An 18,565-nucleotide genomic window follows, 5' to 3' on the forward strand; every position below is an offset into this window, starting at 1 on the left:
TCTGAACGCCACCTCGATCTACCCTCAAATCTTTTTGTTCAAGCACTATTTGCCGCATTTTCATCTAGGCCTTTCCCGCTGCTGGATGTAGGTCAGTACGATGTTGATCGCGAAGCAGAATAACAGAAGGATAACGGAGAGGGCAATCGCTATGTCGAAATTGCCCCTCCCCGTTTCCATCACAGTTGCCGTGGTGAGTACGCGCGTATAGCCTCTCACGTTGCCCCCCACCATGATGGAGGCGCCGACCTCGGAGATGACGCCGCCGAAACCGGCCATGACCCCCGCCATCAGCGGGAGCCTCGCCTCCTTCACCAGCATCCAGACCATCTGGACCCGCGTCGCCCCGAGCGCAAGGATCTGCAGCCTGAGGTTCGCCGGGAGGTTCTGCATGGCGCCGATGGTTATCCCCATGACGATGGGGGTGGCGATCACCGACTGGGCGATGACGATCGCAGTCGGGGTGTACAGGAGTTCCAGGAACCCGAGCGGGCCGTTTCTCCAGAGGAGGATGGAGACGAACAGGCCGACCACGACCGGGGGGAGCCCCATGCCGGTATTGACCACGCTGACCAGGATCTTCTTCCCCGGGAAAGTATTGAGAGCGACCAGGGTGCCTACGGAGATCCCGAGCACCAGGCTGATCAGCGTGGCCAGCCCCGAAACCTTGAGCGAGAGCAGGGCGATATTCAGCACCTCGCCGTCGAGCGAGACGAGGAGCTGGAACGCCTTGATTATCCCTTCAAGAATGATGTCCATTAATTACTCTGGCTTGCCGGCATCGGCGAAGAAGAGCGGGGAACCGAACTGCTTTTTGCCGAAGGTGCTGATGACGTCCTGGGCTTTTCTGGAGACGATGAAGTCGGAGAAAGCCTTCGCCCCTGCGCTGTTCACCTTGGGCCACTTCGCGGGGTTCACTTCGATGACGTGGTAGATGTTGAGGAGCTTCGGCTCGCCCTGCACCATGATCTCGAGTCCCAGGTGCGCCTTCTTGTTGAGCGCCAGGTAGGTGCCGCGGTCGGCCAGGAGGTACCCCTTCTTCTCGGCGGCGACGTTCAGGGTTTCGCCCATGCCGAGGCCGGTCTGCTGGAACCATTTCTGCCCTTCGGGATTCATCCCCGCCGCCTTGAAAAGGCCTTTCTCTTTGGCGTGGGTTCCGGAATTGTCGCCCCTGGAGAGGAAGAGCGCATTGGAAGCAGCGATCGCCTTGAGGGCGTCGGCTGCGGTCTTGGCGCCGCGGATCTTCGCCGGGTCGCCGGCAGGTCCCAGGAGGATGAAGTCGTTGTGCATGACGAGCTTCCTGTTCACGCCGAACCCGCCAGCCATGAACGCCTTTTCAGCTTCAGGCGAGTGGACCAGCAGCACGTCGGCCTCCCCCTTCTCGCCCATCTTCATGGCCTGGCCGCTGCCGACGGAAATGGTCTTGACGAAGTGGCCGGTCTGCTTCTCGAACATGGGAAGCAGCACGTCCAGAAGCCCCGAATCCTGGGTGCTGGTGGTGGTGGCGAGAATCACCGTCTTTTCGGCGGCCCATCCGGAGGGGACCGAGGCTACGGCGGTGAGCACGAAGAGTACGGCGAACAGGGACATCATCTTGGCGAAACGCTTCATAAACTTTCTCCTTTTTGTCGACATTTCTGTTTCTGCATTTGGCTGCGCTGTAGCGCAGGTGATATAACGACGAGCCAGTAAAAAGGGAACAGACGAGGTCCGTTCCCTTCCGCCTGTTCTTAGCTGACGCCGAGGATGACGCTGGAGGCCTTGAAGAGGGTGCAGGCATGCCCCCCGACCTTGAGCCCGAGGTTGTCGGAACTGCCGTGGGTGATGACGGCGCTGATGGTGTTGCCGCCGCCCACTTCCACGTCGACCTCGCTGGACACGGGCCCTTCGATGATTTTGGCGACCGTGCCGCACATGACGTTGCGCGCGCTGATCTTGGCGCCGTGCAGGTCGCTCCCCACCAGCACCGAGCTGGCCTTGATGATGGCGTAGGCGCTTGCGCCCTCTTTAAGGGCAAGGTTCTCGACGGCTGCGTTGGTGACGACCGCGATGAGCGGCGTGCCGCCGCCGGTAAGGGAAAGGGCAACCTCCGAGTTGACGGCCCCCTTGATGATCTTCGTTACCGTTCCTGCCAGGACGTTACGGGCACTAACTTTCATGGATATTCTCCTCAAAAGCCGGTAGAGGCTTGCGGTGTCCCCGAGCCTCCCCTCTAGATTCTCCAGGAATTTCCTGTGCTCCTCCTGGAGTACGCCGTACTGTCTAACCACCTCTTTGCCATATCTGGTGAGGGTGGTTCCGCCCCCACCCTTTCCCCCGGCCACCCGCTCTACCAGCGGCTGGTCGGCGAGATTGTTGATCATGTTGACCAGGTCCCAGGCGTTCTTGTAGCTGATGCCCACCGCCTTGGCCGCCTTGGTGATGGAGCCGACCTCGTCGATGCTTTTCAAGAGGGCGATCCGGTCCCCGCCGAGGAATTTCTGCTCGTCCTTTTGAAACCAGAGGGAACCGTCGAGTTCCATGCCGCCCTGCTTCTTCCGGCTCAAATCGCACCTCGTCGTGCCTTCACGGTCAGAATAACCTGTCACTGGGGCCGGACCAATGCCCGGCTAACCGTATACAACGTCGTTATAGCATAACCTATATGGCGAAAGAAAGCACGTATACGCGCCTTTCATGGAACTTCATGCCAGTTGGATAAGGAATAAGAACGTGCATTGAGTATAACCGATAGGGAAATATGTGAAGTTGAAAACTTTAGAGACAGAGAATTGCGAGATATGTCAGAGGTCTTCCTTTTCTGCCTGTGTGGCGGAGAGGTATTCGGCCCGGTTCCAGGTGGCCATGCAGGACGGCTTTTCCGGGTCGGGCTCGCAGAGGTAGACCTCGTCGCCGGGGTGGCCGGTGATGCGCATGCCGGCCGAGCGCAGCAGAGCCTCCACGCCGGCATGATTGGCAATCCACCAGTTGGTCGGGTCGCCGGCGAAACGGTCTTCGATGAAGGCGAGCTTCGGCCACCCTTTTTCCAGCAAGGCATCCCTCTCGTTGAGCAGGAAATCAGACTGCCCCGCCACCTCGCGCCCCGGCAGGGTGACGGTCTGGAACAGCATCATCCCTGCGCTCTTTTGGGCCACGATGTCGAGCGCCAGCATGGGGTAGCGCAGATGGTAGAAGACCCCCATGAAGAGCACGAGGTCGAATTTGCCGGTGAGGCGCGCCAGGTCGTAGACCTGCATCTGGCGGAAATCCACCAGATCCTCCAGCCCGTACTGCCCGGCCGCCCAGCGCGCCTGGTCCAGGTAGTGCGGGTCGCAGTCGATACCGAGAACCCGCGCCCCCCGCCGCGCCAGCTCGAAACTGTAGAAACCGGCGTTGCAGCCGATATCGAGCGCACTCCAGCCGGTGAGGTCGTCCGGGATGCTGGAGGCGATTTCGAGCCACTTGAAGCTGGGGAAATCCCCAAGGAAGTGGTCCGGCGCGGTCTCGCTCCCGTCGGGGAGGTGCAGGTTGTGGAACCAGGGAGAAAGTTCCCTTATGTCGTCGTCGATAGATCTCATCTTGGTTTCGGGCATACCTTGGTACCATCCATTTCACTGATTGATGCAGCTGCCGACATGGTCACTTTACCTTTTCGCCTTCGCTGTTCCGCCTCCCCATCGCACATTGAAGAGGTCACCTGGCGGTCAGATACTCCTCCAGCTCTTCCGCCCTGCAGGCGGCGGAATGGGAGCGGAGCACCCTTTGACGCGCGCGCTCTCCGATGGCCCGCCGCTCGTTTTCCGGGAAGCGCTGCAGGATGCGGAGCATCTGCTGGGAATCGGAGGCGAGCAGTATCTCCTCGCCCGGCACGAAGAAATGGTCCAGGCCGGGCCACTGGTCGCTCACCACCGGCACCGCGCAGGACGCCGCCTCGAAAAGCCTGACGCTTGGGGAGTATCCGGCGAGAAGCATCTGCTTCCGGGTCAGGTTCAGGGTGAACCGCTGCGAGCTGTAAAACTCGCTGTGGCACTCCGGCGGGAGGTGCTCGATGCGGTGCGTGTTTTCGGACCAGGCCACGTCGGCGGGGTACTGCGCTCCGGCGACCACGAAGCGCCCTTTCTTCCAGGAGCGCGCCGGCCGGCTCAGAAGCTCCTCAAGGCCTGGCTGCCGGTCGGGGCTGTAGGTCCCCAGGTATCCCAGGTCCCAGCGCGGCGTGATCTGCATCGGGTAATGCACCTGCGGGTCGACCGAGCAGTAAAGGGCACGGGCCGCCGGGGAGCCGAATTGGCGCTCTATCTGGTCCAGGGTCGGTCCCCCGGTGAAGGAGAGGTAGAGGTCGTAGTGCGGGACCAGCTCCCGGTTCAGGTATTTGCACTCCCCTTTGGCCAGGGAGGCGAGCGTGACCGGGGTGTCGATGTCGTAGAATGCCGTGATCCCCTTGGCGTTTTTCGTCACCCACGTTCCGACCTCGATCCCCCGGTACACGTACGAGCCGACGATGACGCAATCGGCGTCGCAGATCTCCGGGCCGTACTCTCCCAGGAGCGTTTCCAGCGAATCGTAGAGTATGGTGTTGCAAAAGGAGGGCTCGGGGAGGTCGCGATTGGCGGCGTACCACTTGGCGTCGCGCTCGAAAAACAGCACCTCGTGGCCGCGCCGGTCCATCTCGCGCAGAAGGCCGCGGTAGGTGGTGGCGTGGCCGTTGCCCCAGGACGAGGTGATCGAAAGGCCGAAGATTACGATCTTCATGGCATCCCCCCGGCAGACGGCTTCCCGGCTGAAAAGATCTCCTGGAACTGCCGGGCGCGGTGGGCGTAGGTATGCTGCGCCCGCACCCGGGTCAGGGCCCGCGAACCGACCGCCGTGGCCAGCGCCGGAGTGAGGCGGTCCAGGATCTCCGCCACCAAGTCGCCGCTGGCGGCGACGTAGATCTCGCGCTCCGGCTCGAAGAACTGCTCCACCCCTTCCCACTGGTCGGTGATCATGCAGGCGCCGGCGCCGGCTGCCTCGAAGACGCGGGTGGCTGGCGAGAAGCCGTTTCTCGCCATGCCGTCGCGGCTCACGTTCAGTATCGCCATGGGGCTGCAGTTGAAGGCGTTATGGTCGGCGGTCCCCAGATGCCCCAGGTACTTCACGTTGCCGGACCTCTCCTTGTCGTCCCAGCCGCTTCCGGCCAGAAGGAAGCGGCGCTCCGGCAGACGCTTCGCCACGGCGAGGAAGAATTCGTCGACCCGCCGCTCCCGGTCGGGGAGCCGGTTCCCCAGAAAGGAGAGGTCCGCCTCCAGGCGCGGCTCGGGGTGCACCGGGTAGTGGGTATCCGGGTCGAGCGCGTTGTAGATGGGGATGCAGCTGCTGGCGCCGAAGCTTTTGTAGCGGCGCACGATGGGGTCGCCGCCGCCATAGGTGAGGACGAGGTCGTACTGGGGGATAAGCGCGCGGAAGGGATCGTCCGGGTTTTCGGCGATACGGTCCAGGGTGGCAGGCGCGTCGACGTCCCAGAAGACGACCTGGGTCTCCTCCCCCTTGAGCCGCAGCACCTCGCGCTCCAAGAGCTCGTCGAAGACGCCGACGCCGCTCGCCTTGATGACCAGGTCCGCCCCTTTCGCCGCCTCCAGAGAGCGCATCACCCCCGGCTTGGTAGCCGGGTAGACCACCACCGTGGCCCAGTCGGGGTCCTCCATATCCCGGTGCGACTGCCGTTCGTAGGCGTCCGGTTCGTAAAAGACGATGCGGTGCCCAAGCCCTGCCAGGGCCCTGACCATGCCGCGGTAATAGGTGGCGGCGCCGTTCCAGTAGGCGGAAACGAGACTCGATGCGAAGAAGGCGATGGATAGTGGTGCGCCCATTGTCATTCCTTTTCTAGTTCATGATTCATCTGCGGGAAGCCCCAACTCCCTGCAGATCTGCAAAAGCTCGTCTATGCGGTGGCCGCAGGTGTGCCGCGCCAGGATGGTGCCGCGGCCGTGGCAGGCCAACCGGCCGGCGCGGGCGGTATCGTCCAGCAAGGCGCGCATCTGCCGCTGCATCTCGCCGCCGCTGCCGGCGTAGACGAAATCGCGGTCGGGGGAAAAGAGCGCGTCGCAGTCGTCCCAGGGGGCCGAAATGAGCGGGATGCCGCAGGCCAGCGCCTCGAAGGGGCGGATGGTCGGGATCCCCGGGAGCGCCGTGGCGTAGGGGCGACGCGGGATGTGGACGGTGAGCCGGAAGCTGCTGAAGACCCTCGGAACCTCGAAGTTGGGGAGCCAGCCGCCATAGCCGATCCCCGCTTCCTGCAAAAGTTTCAGCGCGGACTTCGGGTAGCGGACCCCGTACACCGCCGCCTTCAGCCCGAGCCGCCGCACCGGTTCCACGAAGAACTCGCGGATTTCTTCGCTCCTCTCGTCGTCCCCCCAGTTGCCGATCCAGACCACGTCCCCCGCCTTCCGCGCTCCCTCGACAGGTCGAAAGACCCGGACGTCGGCGGCCTCGTGCCAGATCCAGACCCGTTCCGCCCACCCCTTTTGCAGGTAGATCTCCCTGATCCTGCCGCCGTAGGCCAAAACGCCGTCGAAGCCGGAGAGGTCGTAGGCGTCCATGGCGCCGGCGTCGGTGACCGAGCGGTGATGGGTGTCGTGAAAGAGCAGGCGGTAGTTCCCCTTTAATTTGCGGTGCTCTCCGATCCTTTGCACCAGCTCGTGCTCGTTCCATTCGTGCACGATGACGAGATCCGCCCCGGCAAGCGCCTTATCGAGGTCGAGCTGATCGAGCTCGTAAGGTATCCCCGAAAGGCCGGGATACACCTCCTCGAAGCGCCGCAGGGCGTTCACCCCTTTTTCGCGCAAAAGGTTGCTGTAGCTCCAACCGTTCCTGGGTTCGTAGACGCGGACCTCGTGCCCTCTCCGCCCCAATTCGGTCGCGACCCCGCGCAGGAAGTGGGCGTTGCCGTGGTTCCAGTCCGAGACCAGGGAGTGATAAAACATGACGACACGCATCGGGCAATCCTCTGGGTGGGGGAAGGTCAGCTTACCCGGCACAACTGGCGGTACAGCGACAGGTAACCCGCCACCATCTTGGCTGCGGTGAATTTGCGGCTTTGCGCCAGAGCCTTGTTCCCCAGGCTCTCCTGCCTTGCGCGGTCGGCGCAGAGCCGGCAGAGTTCCTCCTGGAGCAGGTCGGGGGAATCAGGGTCCACGAAGATCGCGGCGCTGTCCCACAGTTCGCGCAGGCTCGGGATGTCGCCAAGCACGAGGGCGCAGCCCGAAAGCGCCGCCTCCAGCACGGTGAGGCCGAAAGGCTCGTAGCGCGCCGGCAGCGCGTAGACCGAGGCCGCCGCGTACCAGGGGGCCAGCTCGTCGGGGGATAGGAAACCGAGCCGGTTCACCCCGTCCATGGTCACGCTCCCCCCGCCGGGGTGGTTGATCTCGCCTGCGACGTACACCGGCCAGGGGAGGTCGTAGGCGTTTTTTACCAGGGCGCCGATGTTCTTCGCCTCGTCCCAGACCCTCCCTACCGAGAGGATGAAATCCTGCTTATGGCCGGGGCGGAACCTGGTGCGGCTGCGGGCGTTATGAACCACCCTCCCCTCGGGAAGGGGGAGGTACAGCTTCTGGATGTTCTGAAGCATGGCGGCCGAAGGGGCCGCGACGAGGTCGGCGGCGGCGAGTCCCTGCGCCACCCGCTGCCGGTATTGCTGATACCTGGAGGGAAGATCCTCCCGCCGCACCGCCTGCCACCAGGAGAGGAGGCAGGAGTGGGCGACCACGAGGCAGGGGCTCTGCCATGGGAGCGCGGCGTGGGCGTAGCCGTTGAGGTGCACCAGGTCCGGGCGCAGGCGGTCCTCCAGTTCCAGGAGCCAGGCCCCGCTTCGCTCCACGTCGGCCCAGGGGTCGTCCATCCACTCCAGCCGGTAGCCGCTTTCATACAGGGTAACGTTCCCTTCGTCCGCCACCTCGCGCCGCTGCTCCCGGGAAAGTGGCTGCCCCATGGTGGCGAGAGCCACCTCCACCCCGAACACGGAAAGGCCGCGCGCAAGCTCCAGCACGTAGGTCCAGACGCCGCCGATGGGATCCGCGGTCATCAGGATCAGTCGGGGCGGAGCCGAGACGCCCCCCTCGTCGCACCCTTTTTTGTAATCCGTCCCGGTCATGGCAACTGCCGTCCTCCTCCTCTCTCTCCTCCCCCTCCGGGGGCGGGGACTCAAGCGGCTACCTGCCGTAGGCCGCGTCCAAAACCGCCGCCACCTGGACCAGGTTTTCCGCCTGGGGGTTGTAGCTCCCTCCCCCGGTCCTCAACTGACGCACCCAGTCCACGGCGCACCTCCCCCCCCAGTCGTCCGGCGGGGTGGCGATGGTCTCTGCGCTGGTGCCGCGGAAATGCTCGGCGACGAAGTCGTAGAAGGAGCCTTGGACGTTCCGGAAAGCGACCCCTCCCTGGGTCCCGTAGAAGCTCGACTCGATCACCGCGTCCCGCCCCGCGGAAACGTTCCAGGAGCAGGCCACCCGCACCGCGTGCCCGTTTTCCAGCACCAGCGAGACGACGGCGTAGTCCTCGACCTTGCCGGATCCCCCTTTGAGCCTCTGGCCACCCGAGAAGATGGAGCTGGAGACGCTGCGAACCTGGGGGTAGTCGAAAAACCAGAGGGCGAGATCGACCAGGTGGCTCCCGAGATCCATAAGGCACCCCCCGCCCGAAAGTTCGGCGTCGTAAAACCATGCCTTGTCCGGGCCGTAGGCGTTATGGAAGACGAGGTCGGCGGCGTAGACTTCGCCGAGTTCGCCGGAGCTGACCAGTTGGTGCATCTTTTGGACGGCATCGGTGAAACGGTAGGAGAAGTCGACGCCCAAGAGGCGGTTGGCCGCCCGGGCCGAGTTCACCACCATCTGCGCCTCGTAGGCACTCCTGCCCAGAGGCTTCTGGCAAAATACCGAGAGCCCCGCCTCCAGCGCCCTTACCGCCTGGGAGCAGTGCCCGGCGCTGGGTGTGGCTATCACCACCGCGTCGAGCCCAAGCTCAAGAAGCGCGTCCAGCGAGTCGACCACCAAGGCGCCGGGGGCGAGCTTTGCCGCGTCGCTGGCGTTTTCCCGGCAGACGTCGGCGATGCATGCTACTTCGGCTTCTCTACTTTCCAGTATCGCCTTCAGGCGATGGCGACCGATCCAGCCGGTCCCCAGGAAACCTATTCTAGGGAGTGGTTGCTTTTTCTTCATTGCTTCCCCTTTTTAATGATCGATCCGGATGATCCCTTTCAGGAAGCCGTCCGGCCGCTGGTCCAGCGCCCGGTACGCTTCCCCCAGCTGCTCCAGCGCATAGGTGTGGGTGATCAGCTCGTCGAGGGCAAAAAGGCCGGCATCGACGGCCTCGATGCCGGCCAGCATCCCCTCCAGGTACACCTTGGGGTCGCGCTCGTGGGCGTTGATCACGTCCACCCCCTTCCAGTTCCAGAGCTGGACGTTCACCTGGCGCATGCCGTCCTGGTGGAACCCGGCGATGACGATCTTCCCACGCTCGCGCACCAGTTCGCCGGCGACGTCGAGCGGCCACTGGTACCCGGTCGCCTCGATGACCCGGTCGCACCCTTTGCCCGCGGTAAGCTCCCGGACCCGGTCCAGGACCTTTTGACGATCGTCCAGCGGCACGGTCTCCGATGCGCCGCAGCGCCTGGCTGATTCCAGCGCGTACCCCCGGCGGGAGAGCGCTATCACCCTCGCGCCCCGGGCCGCGGCGAGCGAAATGAAGATGGCGCCCAAGAATCCGGCGCCGATCACCGCAACCGTCTGCCCCGGCTCGATGGCGCTGCGCCTGAAGACGTTCATGGCGCAGCCGATGCACCCTCCCCCACCCCTCGTGCCCGGGGAAGCCGGGCTGCGCGGGATAGTCGAACCAGGACCTTCCCTGCCAAAGCGGGAGATTGGAGGCGCAGACGCCGCAACCCTCCACCCGCACAACAACTTCCCCCCTGCCGGCCGCAGGGCGCGCCACCAGTTCTACCCGCGACCGCCCCGGACCGGTGATCACCGCAGCCTCCATCACATCGCTCATCAGATCGCCTCCGCACCCGTCGCCGGGTACCTTTGCTTGTCGAAGCTCCCGGCGCCGCGCGCCGGCGAGTGCATCGTTTCCAGGAGCCAGTCGTACAGCCTGCGCACCCCCTCGGCGACCGAGTGCCGCGGCGTCCATCCGGTCGCCTTGCAGAACTTCCTGGTGTCGGAGACGTAGTACCTCTGGTCCCCGGTGCGCCAGTCGTCGCGCAGTATGGTGGGAAGGGTGCCGTGCAGATCGCCCAAAAGATCCAAAAGTTCCAAGAGGCTTATGGTGCGGGCGGGGCCGCCGCCGATGTTGAAGGCCTGCCCCGCTATGCGCGGCATGATGTCCCGCGCCCGGCACATGGCGTCCACCAGGTCCTCAACGAAGAGGAGATCCCGGATCTGGCAGCCGTCCCCGTAGAGGGTGATGGGCTCCCCCTTCATGGTCTGTATGGCGAAGTGCGCCACCCACCCCTGGTCCTCGTTGCCGTACTGGTGCGGGCCGTAGATGCAGCTCATCCGGAAGACCGCGGCGTCGATGCCGAAGCTGCGGGCGTAGTCCAGGACGTATTGGTCGGCGCATCCCTTGGAGCAGCCGTAGGGGCTCAGGAAATCGAGCGGGGTCCCCTCTCCCAGCCCGTGGGAGCGGAGCTGCGGGTCGAGCGGCTCGTAGCGCACCCCGTTTTTCCGGACGCCGCACCCCTCGATGGCACCGTACACCTTGTTGGTGGAGGTGTAGAGAAGCGAGGGAGGGGTCTTCGCCTTGCGGATCGCCTCCAGGAGCGAGAAGGTCCCCTGGGCGTTGATGGCGAAGTCGTTGGCGGGGTTGTCGATACTGGTGGTGACCGCTACCTGGGCCGCGAAGTGGAAGACCTGTTTCGCCTCACTTACCGCCTGCTCCAGAAGCAGAGAGTTGCGGGTGTCCCCTATCACCACCTGCAGCCTTTCGCCGCAGTTGTCCATGAGCCAGAGGAGGTTCTTCTCGACCCCTGCGCGGGAGAGGTTGTCGTAGAGGATCACCCTCTCCCCCTGCGCCACCAGGTGCTGCACCAGGTTGGTCCCGATGAACCCGGCCCCACCGGTGACGAGCACCGCCTTATCGGTCCCGCCACTGTCTGCCCTTGCGGCGCTCCCCGCGGCTACCACCCGCTTCAGGGAGGAAAGCGTACCCTCCTGGAGCAGGCGGTAGAGGAGCTTGGGCGTTGCGTCCGCCTTCCTCAAGCCGAAATAGTACTCGCGCTCGTCCAGATGGTAGCGGTCCACCGCGCAAAGAGACGGATCGAGATCGTCCACGCCGTACCAGTAGACACGCTGCGCCGGGGCGGCTAGGAAATCGAGGAAGACCTTGGCCTGCTTGAACTCGTCGTGCTGCCAGGTGGAGAAGCCCGCCTCGGTGACCCAGATCTCGCAGGCGCACCCCCTCTCGTCGAGGATCTCCCGCACCATGGCGATGTTGCGCTGCCACCCCTTCCAGGTGTAATCGAAGATGTCCGGGAAGCCGTGGATCCCCACCACGTCGATGTAATCCATCACCCCCAGCTCGAACATCCGGCAGAGCCAGTGGCCGTCGATGGGGCTCATCCCCCCGAGGACGGTCTTCTTGCCGCGCTTTCTGGCCCAGTAGGCCGCCCCGCCGATCATCTCCCCGAAGGAGCTCCAGTGCGGGTCCAGGGTCCAGTCCCACTCGCTCAGGTTGTTAGGCTCGTTCCAGAGCTCCAGGTACTCGAAATGCTCCCCGAAGGCGGTGATGAAAAGGTCGATGAAGTCGGCGTAATCCTTGGGACGACGCGGGGGGGAAGAGCTCTTCGCCTCGATCCCGATGGAGGGGGGGGTGTAAAGCACGCAAGGGAGCAGCTCCACCTCCCGCGCCAGCCGCGGGATGAGCCAGTCGTACCAACTCTTCCCCTCGCTCGTGTACCAGTCCGCCCAGGAGATCCCGGTCCGCAGGCTCTTGGCGCCGATCGCCTTCATGTCGCAAAGGACCCGTTCCACCCGTTCCCGCTCGCCCGGCCGGAACCACTCCACTATGCCGAAGTCTCCCGGTACCGCTTCGCTGCTCGCCCTTCTCATAGCGTCAACCCCCGCTGGGTGAGTTCGGCATGCGCCTCGGAGACGCGGTCGATCGCCACCTCCCCTTCCAGCCAGCCGGCCAGTTCGGCAAGCCCATCGTCGAAGGAGACCCTCGGGGCGTATCCCAGGATGGAGCGGGCGGAGCTTATGTCGGCGAAGCAGTGCCTGATGTCGCCGGCCCGGTAGTTGCCGGTGATCTCCGGCTCGATCCCGTCGCAGTTGAGCACCCGGCGGAAGCGCTGCAGCAGCTCGAGGACGCTGACATTGGCCCCGCTGCCGATGTTGAAGAGCTGCGCCTGCTGCTGGTCCACCTGGAGCGCGAGCCGGCAGGCCGAAACCACGTCGTGCACGCTGACGAAGTCCCGCTGCTGCAGCCCGTCCTCGTAGATGCGCGGCGGGTTGCCGTTCATGAGCCTGGAGGCGAAGATGGCGAGCACCCCGGTGTAGGGGTTGGAGAGCGCCTGCCTGGTGCCGTAGACGTTGAAAAAGCGCAGGGCGATCACCGGTATGCGGTAACACTCCCCGACGATGAGCGCCATCCGCTCCTGGTCGTACTTGGATAGGGCGTAGACCGAGGCGAGCGACGGCGACTTGTCCTCAGGGGTTGCCACCGGGCGCAGCGGCTCGCTCCTGCGGTTGAACGGCTCCCAGCGCCCCCGCTGCAACTGCTCCAAGGGACGCCGGACGTCGTCGTAGCAAAGCCCGTCGGCGTCCAGGTAGCGCCCCTCGCCGTAGATGCTCATGCTTGAGGCGACGATCAGCTTGCGATGCCCCTTGGCGTGGGCCATCGCCTCCAGGAGCACCGCAGTCCCGCAGTTGTTGACGGAGGTGTACTGCTCGATCTCGTACATGCTCTGGCCGACGCCCACCATGGAGGCCAGGTGGAAGACCGCCTCGGTCCCGGCAAGCGCCCTCTGCACCGCGGACGCGTCCCGCACGTCCCCCTTGATCAGCTCGACCTCCGGATCCAGGTAGCCGGGTCGCCTCCCGTCCGGTCCATGCACCTGCGGCACGAGGCTGTCCAGAACGCGGACGCGGTAACCGTGACGAAGAAGCTCATCTGCCAGGTGAGATCCAATGAATCCGGCTCCCCCCGTGATTAGAACGCTCCCTGCCATAAGGCCCTCCTTGGCTTGACGGGATATGCTGCAGGCCATTTATCTAATTAGCACCAAGTTAATCGCTTTAAATTAATAGAAGCCAATACTAGCAGTGTGACTTTTCATGTCAAACGTTTTTTGCTGCTGTTAATGCAAAATCACCCAATAACTTGGCAGATATTGGCAGCGCCACCCTATCTTCTCGCGGTCTTCCGCTTCGAAGCCGCTTCAAAGTTCATGAAAGTCTTGGATGAACGACAAGAAACCGGCAGGTGCGGTTTTAAAATTTGCGAACTATGTTATTTTTAGAGCCTGTTAATTTTAATAAGACCGGAGGTAGCGATGGCTGCGCTGCAAAGACGGCTGCCCATGGGAGCGGAGATTGTCCCGGAAGGTGTCCACTTCCGAGTTTGGGCCCCGGCGCACAGGAAGGTGGAGGTGGTGCTGGAGGGAGGGGCAGGCCAGGGGAGTTCGGTGGAGCTGGAATCGGAGGAGGAAGGTTTTTTTGCCGGATTAAGCCGCGAGGCGCGGGCGGGGTCGTTGTACCGCTATCGGCTGGACGAGGCAGGAAACCTCCACCCCGATCCCGCCTCGCGCTTCCAGCCCGACGGTCCGCACGGCCCCTCGCGGGTGGTCGACCCTTCCAAATACAGGTGGAGCGATGGCGAATGGCCCGGGGTCGTGCGCGAGGGGCACGTGATCTACGAGATGCACCTGGGGACCTATACCCAGGAAGGGAGTTGGCGGGCGGCGGCGGACCAGCTCCAGGAACTGAAGGAGTTGGGGATCACCCTGGTAGAGGTGATGCCGGTGGCGGATTTCCCCGGCAGGTTCGGCTGGGGGTACGACGGGGTGAACCACTTCGCCCCCGCGAGGCTTTACGGCGAGCCCGACGACATGCGCAGCTTCGTGGACAAGGCCCACCGCCTGGGGCTCGGGGTGTTGCTGGACGTGGTCTACAACCACTTCGGCCCGGAAGGGAACTACCTGGCCCAGTTCTCCCAGTACTACTACGCGGAAGAGGACGGCGAATGGGGCAAGGCGATGAACTTCGACGGCAGGCGCAGCCGCCCGGTAAGGGAGTTCTTCGCCAGCAACGCCGCCTACTGGATCGACGAGTTCCACCTGGACGGCCTGCGCTTCGACGCCACCCACGCCATTCACGACGACTCCCCCATCCACGTCCTGGGGGAGATCACCGAAAAGGCGCGGATAGCCGCCGGCAAGCGCGCCATCTTACTAGTGGCCGAGAGCGAGAACCAGGACGCGCGCTGCCTGCGCGATAAGGAAGCCGGCGGCTTCGGCATGGACGCGGTCTGGAACGACGACTTCCACCACAGCGCCTACGTGGCGCTCACCGGCTACCACGACGCCTACTACTCGGAATACTTCGGCTCGCCGCAGGAGCTGGCCTCGGCTGCCAAGTGGGGCTACCTGTACCAGGGGCAGTTCTACTTCTGGCAGGGGAAAAGGCGCGGCTCCCCAACCATCGGCGTGAGCCCTGCCTGCTTCGTCAACTACATCCAAAACCACGACCAGATCGGCAACTCCGCCTGGGGGATGAGGATCGACCGGCTCACGAACCCTGCGGCGCTCCGGACCATGACGGCGTTCCTGATGCTCGCCCCGCAGACCCCGATGATCTTCCAGGGGCAGGAGTTTTCCGCAAGCTCTCCATTTATGTACTTCGCGGACCTGAGCCCGGAGATCTCGCAGGCGGTGCACGCCGGCCGCATCGAGTACCTGAAGCAGTTCACCAACATAGACGCCCCCGAGATCATCGACTCGATAGACAAGCCGTACGAGGTGGAGACCTTCAAGCAGTCGCGGCTCCACTTAAAGGAGCGCGAGCGGCACGCGAAGACCTACGCGCTCTACCGCGACCTGATCCGGCTGCGGCGCGAGGACCGGGTCTTCAGCCGCGGCTACGCCTGCCATATCGAGGGGGCGGTGCTGGGGGCGAGCGCCTTTTTGCTCCGCTATTTCCTGGAGGGGGAGCAGCGCCTGCTCCTGATCAACCTGGGGCGCGAGCTGCACCTGGTGCCGATCCCGGAGCCTATGCTGGCGCCGCCGGAGGGATGCGACTGGGAGATCCTCTGGACCAGCGAGAAGCTGGAATTCGGCGGCTCGGGAACGCCGAAGCTCGACACGGAGAAATTTTGGCGCATACAGGGGAACGCGGCGGTGGTGCTGATTCCGGTCCGCCAGGGAGAAGAGCCATGACCACAGTGACACGCGACTTCCATTTCGACCGGCATGACGAGAAGACCAAGACGCGGCAGCTCCTGGAGCAGGAGTGGCTTCTCACCAACGGCCTGGGAGGCTACGCCTCCGGCACCGTCTGCGGCGCCCTCACCCGGCGCTACCACGGGCTTCTCATCGCAGCCTTTCCCTCGCCGCTTGGGCGCATGGTGATGCTGAACCGGCTCACCGAGTCGATCCGCTTCCCCGACGGGAGCACGGTCCGCTTCGGCGGCGACCAGAGGGAGGGGGGGCTCGATTTCGAGGGGATCGAGTACCTGACCGGGTTCCGCCTGGAAGACGGGCTCCCGGTCTGGCGCTACGAGGTCATGGGTAGCGTGATCGAGAAGCAGCTCGTCATGGTGCACAAGCAGAACACGTTGCACCTGATCTACCGCCTTATCTCCGGCGAGCAGAAGCTGAGGCTCAAACTGCACCCCTATCTGCAGTTCCGCCCTCACGACGCCTCGGTGGACCAGGTGACCGACGACCCGTACATGTTCACCGCGGTGCAAAACCGCTACCAGATCTCCACCGGGAGCCATGCGCCGCAGCTAAGGCTCGTGATCAACGGGGGACGCGGCAACTTTACCCTGGAGGAAAAGCAGAGCACCGACATCTTCTACGACGTGGAAAACGCCCGGGGCTACGACGCCCTGGGAACGCTCTGGACGGCGGGCTACTTCGCGGTCGACCTGGGGATGGATCAGGAGGCGGCGCTGACCGCCTCCACGGAAACCTGGGAGACGCTCGCCGCCCTCCCTCCCGAGGCGGCGCTCGCCATGGAAAGGGAGCGGCGCCGGCTTATCCTCGCCGCGGCGGACCCCAGGGCCCGCCAGGGGCTCGCGGCAGAGCTCGTCCTTGCCACGGACCAGTTCATCATCACCCCGGCCGGCAGGCACAAGGACAGCGTGCGCGCCCACGCCATGGGGGACGAGGTCTGCACCGTGATCGCCGGCTACCACTGGTTCACCGACTGGGGGCGCGACACCATGATCTCGCTGGAGGGGCTCACCCTCGCCACCGGGCGCCACATGGAGGCGGGATGGATCCTCAGGACCTTCGCCCACTACGTGAGAAACGGGCTGATACCGAACCTCTTCCCGGAGGGGCACAACGACGGGCTCTACCACACCGCCGACGCGAGCCTCTGGTTCTTCCACGCCGTCAACAGGTATCTGCAGCACACCGGCGACGACGCGACGCTGCAGTTGATCCTGCCCCAGCTGCGGCAGATCATCGACAAGCACCTCTCCGGCACCAGCTTCGGCATCAGGGTGGACCCAAGCGACGGGCTCCTGACGCAGGGGGCCGAGGGGTACCAGCTCACCTGGATGGACGCCAAGGTCGGCGACTGGGTGGTGACCCCGCGCCGGGGGAAGGCGGTGGAACTGAACGCCCTGTGGTACAACGCGCTCAGGCTGATGCAGCAGTGGACGGGGCAAAACGACCCGGCCTACTCGCGCCAGTTGGGCTCCTTTGCCGATCAGACCTGCCGCTCCTTCAACAGCCGCTTCTGGTACCCCGATGGCGGCTACCTCTACGACCTGGTGGACGGCGAGCTGGGGGACGACGCCGCCTGCCGCCCCAACCAGCTCTTCGCCATCTCGCTCGACCACTCGGTGCTGGAGCGGGACAAGTGGTCAGCGGTGCTGGAGACGGTGAGAACAAGGCTGCTCACCCCGGTCGGGCTCCGGACGCTTGCCCCCGGCCACCCCGACTACAAGCCGACCTACCACGGCGACCTGAGGGCCCGCGACGCGGCTTACCACCAGGGGACCGTCTGGCCCTGGCTGATCGGCACCTTCGTAGACTCCTGGCTTAAGCTCTACCCCGACCAGGTCCAGACCGCCCACAGCTTCCTGGACGGGCTGGCGCGCCAGATGAACCACCAGTGCATAGGCTCCATCAGCGAGATCTTCGACGCCGAAAAGCCCTACCACCCCAAGGGGTGCATCGCCCAGGCCTGGAGCGTCGCCGAGATGCTCAGGTGCTGGCTTAAGACCTCGCCCTGAGAGCGGCGGGTCCTGGTGCAGGGGCCGACGCTCAAGTACCTGGTAAAGCGGGCCTGAGGGGGAAGCATGTTCTTTAAGGACGGCATCTTGTTCGCGCTCTGCGCCTGGCTCCTATTTCTGGGGCTCTACCTTCTCATGGCGGGAAAAACCGACGGGAGCGAATTGGCGGCAGGCGCCTTCGCGGCGACCGTCACCCTCTTTCTCGTCAGCATGCTGCGGGAGCGCTTCAAAAAGCCCCTGCGCATCAAGCCGCGCTGGCTTTGGCTTCTTTGGCGCGTGCCGGTGGCCATGCTGACCGAAACCTGGCAGCTGCTGGTAGCCCTTTGCCGGGAACTGGCCGGGAAAAACGTGGAGGGGGAGCTCATCGAGTACCCTTTCCCCGGGCCCGATGACCGCCACGAGTCGGCGCGCCGCGCCGTGATGACCTTCGGCGTCTGCATCACCCCGAACAGTTACCTGGTCTATGTCGACCGGGAGCAAAAGCGGGTGCTGATCCGGCAACTGGTGGGGAAAGAGCTGTCCAAAATCGACCGGCTCTTCGTGGAGCTCCCATGAACCTCTGGCTGATTGCGGCATTGGTCCTTCTCCTGTTGATGGCCCCCTGCGGCTGGCTCTGCTGCAAGGGGGAGATCATGGAGCGTTTCGTCGCCCTGCAGATGGCGCAGATCCTGGCCGTATTGACGCTGCTCCTTCTGGCCGAGGGATACGGCCGCGACATCTACTTCGACCTCGCCCTGGTGCTGGCGACCCTCTCCTTTGCCTCCGGGCTCGTCTACATCCGCTTCCTGGAGCGCTGGCTGTGACCCCGGACGTCTCCGCAAGCCCCGTTTCCGTAGCGCTCCTTTTGCCGGCGCTTTTCATCTGCGCCTTCTGCTGCCTGGCCCTGGCGGTGATGAAGGGGTTCTACGTGAAGCTGCACTACCTGGCTCCCCCCGCCGTCCTGGCGGGGGCGCTGGTGACGGCAGCCATAGCATTTGAGGAAGGAACGGGAGCCAACGCGGTCAAGGCGGGGCTGGTGCTCCTGGTGCTCTTGATCGGGAACCCGGTCATCACCTTCGCGGCGGCGCGCGCCTACCACCTGCGGCAGGTCTCCCGGCAGGAGGCCGAGGACGGAAAGCGGGAGGAGGAGGCGCAAAAGGACGGGGAAGATGGCCCCTAA

17 protein-coding genes and 1 pseudogene are annotated in these 18,565 nt (G+C 64.3%); 5 read left to right on the top strand and 13 right to left on the bottom strand.

The window, feature by feature from the left end; translation table 11 throughout:
• Positions 1-60: 60 nt before the first annotated feature.
• The 13 genes and pseudogenes from K419_RS0100090 to K419_RS0100145 form a co-directional block, all read right to left on the bottom strand.
• Entirely contained in the window at positions 61-759 is a 699-nt protein-coding gene (locus K419_RS0100090; RefSeq protein ID WP_026839760.1) for an ABC transporter permease, read from the bottom strand.
• Between the two features lie 3 nt (positions 760-762).
• On the bottom strand, positions 763-1,611 hold the full coding sequence (locus tag K419_RS0100095; RefSeq protein ID WP_026839761.1) for a substrate-binding domain-containing protein: 849 nt from the start codon (positions 1,609-1,611) through the stop codon (positions 763-765).
• A 119-nt stretch (positions 1,612-1,730) separates the two neighbouring features.
• On the bottom strand, positions 1,731-2,546 hold the full coding sequence (locus K419_RS0100100) for a TOBE domain-containing protein (RefSeq protein ID WP_026839762.1): 816 nt from the start codon (positions 2,544-2,546) through the stop codon (positions 1,731-1,733).
• Positions 2,547-2,783: 237 nt separating this feature from the next.
• The gene (locus K419_RS0100105) at positions 2,784-3,557 is read right to left on the bottom strand and encodes a TIGR04290 family methyltransferase (RefSeq protein ID WP_226377598.1); all 774 of its coding nucleotides are present in this window, start codon (positions 3,555-3,557) and stop codon (positions 2,784-2,786) included.
• Between the two features lie 115 nt (positions 3,558-3,672).
• Positions 3,673-4,728 (bottom strand): CgeB family protein, encoded by a 1,056-nt coding sequence (locus K419_RS0100110; RefSeq protein WP_026839764.1) that lies wholly within the window; start codon positions 4,726-4,728, stop codon positions 3,673-3,675.
• The gene (locus tag K419_RS24235) at positions 4,725-5,825 is read right to left on the bottom strand and encodes a CgeB family protein (protein ID WP_026839765.1); all 1,101 of its coding nucleotides are present in this window, start codon (positions 5,823-5,825) and stop codon (positions 4,725-4,727) included. Before K419_RS24235 ends, K419_RS0100110 begins: the two co-directional genes overlap by 4 nt.
• Positions 5,826-5,843: 18 nt before the next feature.
• Positions 5,844-6,950: a CgeB family protein gene (locus tag K419_RS0100120; RefSeq protein ID WP_026839766.1), complete on the bottom strand. Its 1,107-nt coding sequence runs from the start codon at positions 6,948-6,950 to the stop codon at positions 5,844-5,846.
• A gap of 26 nt (positions 6,951-6,976) precedes the next feature.
• Entirely contained in the window at positions 6,977-8,104 is a 1,128-nt protein-coding gene (locus tag K419_RS0100125; RefSeq protein WP_026839767.1) for a glycosyltransferase family 4 protein, read from the bottom strand.
• A gap of 58 nt (positions 8,105-8,162) precedes the next feature.
• Positions 8,163-9,164 carry a Gfo/Idh/MocA family protein gene (locus K419_RS0100130; protein WP_026839768.1) on the bottom strand — a complete coding sequence of 334 codons (1,002 nt, stop codon included), beginning with the start codon at positions 9,162-9,164 and terminating at the stop codon, positions 8,163-8,165.
• Between the two features lie 12 nt (positions 9,165-9,176).
• The gene (locus tag K419_RS21385; protein WP_226377599.1) at positions 9,177-9,770 is read right to left on the bottom strand and encodes a zinc-binding dehydrogenase; all 594 of its coding nucleotides are present in this window, start codon (positions 9,768-9,770) and stop codon (positions 9,177-9,179) included.
• Positions 9,771-9,825: 55 nt separating this feature from the next.
• Positions 9,826-9,996, bottom strand: a pseudogene (locus tag K419_RS24485) (L-iditol 2-dehydrogenase); the annotation flags it as partial.
• On the bottom strand, positions 9,996-12,050 hold the full coding sequence (locus K419_RS0100140; RefSeq protein WP_026839769.1) for an NAD-dependent epimerase/dehydratase family protein: 2,055 nt from the start codon (positions 12,048-12,050) through the stop codon (positions 9,996-9,998). The pseudogene K419_RS24485 and the gene K419_RS0100140, both read right to left, overlap by 1 nt.
• Entirely contained in the window at positions 12,047-13,168 is a 1,122-nt protein-coding gene (locus K419_RS0100145; protein ID WP_026839770.1) for an NAD-dependent epimerase/dehydratase family protein, read from the bottom strand. Before K419_RS0100145 ends, K419_RS0100140 begins: the two co-directional genes overlap by 4 nt.
• A 324-nt stretch (positions 13,169-13,492) precedes the next feature.
• Between K419_RS0100145 and treZ the strand changes: the two genes are divergently transcribed.
• From treZ to K419_RS21390, 5 genes are all read left to right on the top strand, one after another.
• On the top strand, positions 13,493-15,373 hold the full coding sequence (gene treZ, locus K419_RS0100150) for a malto-oligosyltrehalose trehalohydrolase (protein ID WP_026839771.1): 1,881 nt from the start codon (positions 13,493-13,495) through the stop codon (positions 15,371-15,373).
• Entirely contained in the window at positions 15,370-17,406 is a 2,037-nt protein-coding gene (locus K419_RS0100155) for an amylo-alpha-1,6-glucosidase (RefSeq protein WP_026839772.1), read from the top strand. Before treZ ends, K419_RS0100155 begins: the two co-directional genes overlap by 4 nt.
• A 66-nt stretch (positions 17,407-17,472) precedes the next feature.
• The gene (locus K419_RS0100160; RefSeq protein WP_026839773.1) at positions 17,473-17,961 is read left to right on the top strand and encodes a Na+/H+ antiporter subunit E; all 489 of its coding nucleotides are present in this window, start codon (positions 17,473-17,475) and stop codon (positions 17,959-17,961) included.
• On the top strand, positions 17,958-18,209 hold the full coding sequence (locus tag K419_RS0100165) for an MrpF/PhaF family protein (protein ID WP_026839774.1): 252 nt from the start codon (positions 17,958-17,960) through the stop codon (positions 18,207-18,209). The genes K419_RS0100160 and K419_RS0100165 overlap by 4 nt, the downstream gene beginning before the upstream one ends.
• The gene (locus K419_RS21390; protein ID WP_035496706.1) at positions 18,206-18,565 is read left to right on the top strand and encodes a monovalent cation/H(+) antiporter subunit G; all 360 of its coding nucleotides are present in this window, start codon (positions 18,206-18,208) and stop codon (positions 18,563-18,565) included. Before K419_RS0100165 ends, K419_RS21390 begins: the two co-directional genes overlap by 4 nt.

The organism is Citrifermentans bremense R1 (assembly GCF_000426865.1).
Taxonomy (GTDB): domain Bacteria; phylum Desulfobacterota; class Desulfuromonadia; order Geobacterales; family Geobacteraceae; genus Geomonas; species Geomonas bremensis.

Excerpts from the sequence above, each read along its gene's own strand:
- K419_RS0100090 (WP_026839760.1), bottom strand. The coding sequence starts at position 759 with ATGGACATCATTCTTGAAGGGATAATCAAGGCGTTCCAGCTCCTCGTC.
- K419_RS0100095 (WP_026839761.1), bottom strand. The coding sequence starts at position 1,611 with ATGAAGCGTTTCGCCAAGATGATGTCCCTGTTCGCCGTACTCTTCGTG.
- K419_RS0100105 (WP_226377598.1), bottom strand. The coding sequence starts at position 3,557 with ATGAGATCTATCGACGACGACATAAGGGAACTTTCTCCCTGGTTCCAC.
- K419_RS0100110 (WP_026839764.1), bottom strand. The coding sequence starts at position 4,728 with ATGAAGATCGTAATCTTCGGCCTTTCGATCACCTCGTCCTGGGGCAAC.
- K419_RS24235 (WP_026839765.1), bottom strand. The coding sequence starts at position 5,825 with ATGGGCGCACCACTATCCATCGCCTTCTTCGCATCGAGTCTCGTTTCC.
- K419_RS0100120 (WP_026839766.1), bottom strand. The coding sequence starts at position 6,950 with ATGCGTGTCGTCATGTTTTATCACTCCCTGGTCTCGGACTGGAACCAC.
- K419_RS0100125 (WP_026839767.1), bottom strand. The coding sequence starts at position 8,104 with ATGACCGGGACGGATTACAAAAAAGGGTGCGACGAGGGGGGCGTCTCG.
- K419_RS0100130 (WP_026839768.1), bottom strand. The coding sequence starts at position 9,164 with ATGAAGAAAAAGCAACCACTCCCTAGAATAGGTTTCCTGGGGACCGGC.
- K419_RS21385 (WP_226377599.1), bottom strand. The coding sequence starts at position 9,770 with ATGAACGTCTTCAGGCGCAGCGCCATCGAGCCGGGGCAGACGGTTGCG.
- K419_RS0100140 (WP_026839769.1), bottom strand. The coding sequence starts at position 12,050 with ATGAGAAGGGCGAGCAGCGAAGCGGTACCGGGAGACTTCGGCATAGTG.
- K419_RS0100145 (WP_026839770.1), bottom strand. The coding sequence starts at position 13,168 with ATGGCAGGGAGCGTTCTAATCACGGGGGGAGCCGGATTCATTGGATCT.
- treZ (WP_026839771.1), top strand. The coding sequence starts at position 13,493 with ATGGCTGCGCTGCAAAGACGGCTGCCCATGGGAGCGGAGATTGTCCCG.
- K419_RS0100155 (WP_026839772.1), top strand. The coding sequence starts at position 15,370 with ATGACCACAGTGACACGCGACTTCCATTTCGACCGGCATGACGAGAAG.
- K419_RS0100160 (WP_026839773.1), top strand. The coding sequence starts at position 17,473 with ATGTTCTTTAAGGACGGCATCTTGTTCGCGCTCTGCGCCTGGCTCCTA.
- K419_RS0100165 (WP_026839774.1), top strand. The coding sequence starts at position 17,958 with ATGAACCTCTGGCTGATTGCGGCATTGGTCCTTCTCCTGTTGATGGCC.